Below are 2,254 nucleotides of genomic sequence, written 5' to 3' on the forward strand. Positions count from 1 at the left end.
CATGGCTCGCAGCGAATGAATAAGCATGTGCTACCTTTTTATAATTTAGCACTCAAGCAGAGCGACAGCGAGCCACTTTATCTTAAAGTCTAGACATTCTAGATTGACGAAATATAGATCAATTACAGTTAATTAGCAATAATAATTTGAACTTTAAATATTATTTTAAAAATCAGTGAATTATAATAAATATTAACGTAACCCGAACCGCTATTTTATCAAACACACGCAGACTCTATTCTTTCACTAGCGTCAGGAAAGAAAAGCATTTTCACATCAGTTGAAGCCAGGTAAACTAACATAAAAACCACAACAGCGACCGACAATAATGACAGATATCATCAATATTCAAAGACTAAGTAAACAGTATGGTAGCTTTACTGCGCTAGATCAGCTGAATTTAACCATTCAACAAGGTCAAATTATCGGCCTCATCGGCCCTAATGGCGCAGGTAAAACTTCTTTACTAAAAGCAATTTTAGGTCTGACACCTTACCACGGGCAGGTTTCTGTTATGGGCCTCAACCCAAAACAGCAACGCAATCGTTTAATGGAACAAGTTTGCTTTATTGCTGACGTCGCTCTGCTACCCCAATGGCTAAAAGTACAACAAGCCATTGACTATGTCGCTACAGTTCACCCAAAATTCAATCACCAAAAAGCCGAATTATTTATTAATAAAACTAATATTAAATACAATCAAAAAGTTAAAGAACTATCCAAGGGCATGATCACACAATTACACTTAGCTCTAATCCTGGCCATTGACGTCGAGCTTCTTGTCCTCGATGAACCAACACTCGGCCTTGATATCCTATACCGCCAAGAGTTTTACAATCAGCTCCTTGAAGAATACCACCAAAAAAAGCGTACGATTATTGTTGCCACTCACCAAATCGAAGAAGTTGAAAATATCTTATCAAGTATTATTATGATTCAAGCTGGAAAAGTGTTACTGCATGAAGAAATCACACAACTTCATCAACAGTTCAGTCATGTCTATGTCAAACCAGAACAACAGCAAGCTGCACTTGCCTTACAGCCATTAAGCCAAAAACAACTACCTGAATCGTCTTTGATGCTTTTTGAAAAACCAGCAAGTGAACTACAATCGTTAGGGCAAACTGCACCGGCAAGTCTTGTCGATATTTTCATTGCAAAAATTAAGGGGAGCCGCTAAATGCAACCATTTTTCATGCTAATGCGCCGAGAGTTTTGGGAAAACCGCACCGCAATGCTGAAAGCACCTTTATACACGGCTTTAATCATTGGGGCCTTGGTATTATTAAGCACCGTACTCGGCATCGGCCGTCATAGCAAGTTTAGCTTTACAGTCAATAATCATAATCTGCAACTGCAAAATGCCTCTGTTGAAGTCATGCTCTATATTGTGAGTTTACCGCTGATTATACTTATGATTGTGAACACATTACTTTATCTACTCAACACCCTATTTGATGACCGCCAAGACCGCAGTATTTTATTTTGGAAATCATTGCCAACAACAGATTCTGCAACCGTACTCTCCAAACTAGCAACCGCAATCATTCTTATTCCATTTTGGAGCTTTATTAGCATCATTGTCTTACAAATAATTAGTCTTATTATCGGCACCATTTTTACATGGCATACACAAACCATCAGCCTAACTATCCTATGGAATCCTCTACACCTGATTCGAGTCTGGGCCTATCTATGGCTTTCTTTTATAAATCAGGCTTTGTGGCTCTTGCCTATTTTCTCCTGGTGTTTACTTGTCTCTGCCTATGTTAAGAAAAACCCACTGCTATATGCCATTCTTATCCCCGCGTTGCTCTGCTTACTTGAGCGGATTATCTTAGGCTCCAGCCTGTTATATCACATCATTAGCGCACGCTTTACCGGCCTTTTCAAAATCTGGACCACCGCAGAATTCCACAGCTATAATCTCACTTTTAATACGACGACCTTACAACCAACAGAATCCTACCTGAGTAATAACCTGAACCATCTGTTCTTTCAGCTCACTCACAGTACCTTTTGGTATGGTGTTATTTTTACCCTAATTTGCCTAATTATAACCGTGGGCTTGCGTAAATATCGTTATGAGATATACGGCTAACTACCCTCTTTCACCGGAGATATATCAAGCTCACACTCACTAGTTATTAGCTTTTGTTGGCCCAAGATTCTTTAAGACTAACTCTGACCTAAAGGTGAGACCATATGCCAAAAATTATCTGGGAATCAGAAGGTCCGTAAGCGTCGCTACCTC

The 2,254-nt window shown here is 39.4% G+C and carries 2 protein-coding genes; both read left to right on the forward strand.

The features are described from left to right. Positions 1 to 328 precede the first annotated feature (328 nt). Positions 329 to 1,180 (forward strand): ABC transporter ATP-binding protein, encoded by an 852-nt coding sequence (locus tag C200_RS11755; protein ID WP_016212098.1) that lies wholly within the window; start codon positions 329 to 331, stop codon positions 1,178 to 1,180. Continuing rightward, complete coding sequence (locus C200_RS11760; RefSeq protein WP_016212100.1) at positions 1,181 to 2,101, forward strand: hypothetical protein; 921 nt, start codon at positions 1,181 to 1,183, stop codon at positions 2,099 to 2,101. Positions 2,102 to 2,254: the final 153 nt, after the last annotated feature.

The sequence above is a fragment of the Piscirickettsia salmonis LF-89 = ATCC VR-1361 genome, from assembly GCF_000297215.2.
In the GTDB taxonomy this organism is placed as follows: Bacteria; Pseudomonadota; Gammaproteobacteria; order Piscirickettsiales; family Piscirickettsiaceae; genus Piscirickettsia; species Piscirickettsia salmonis.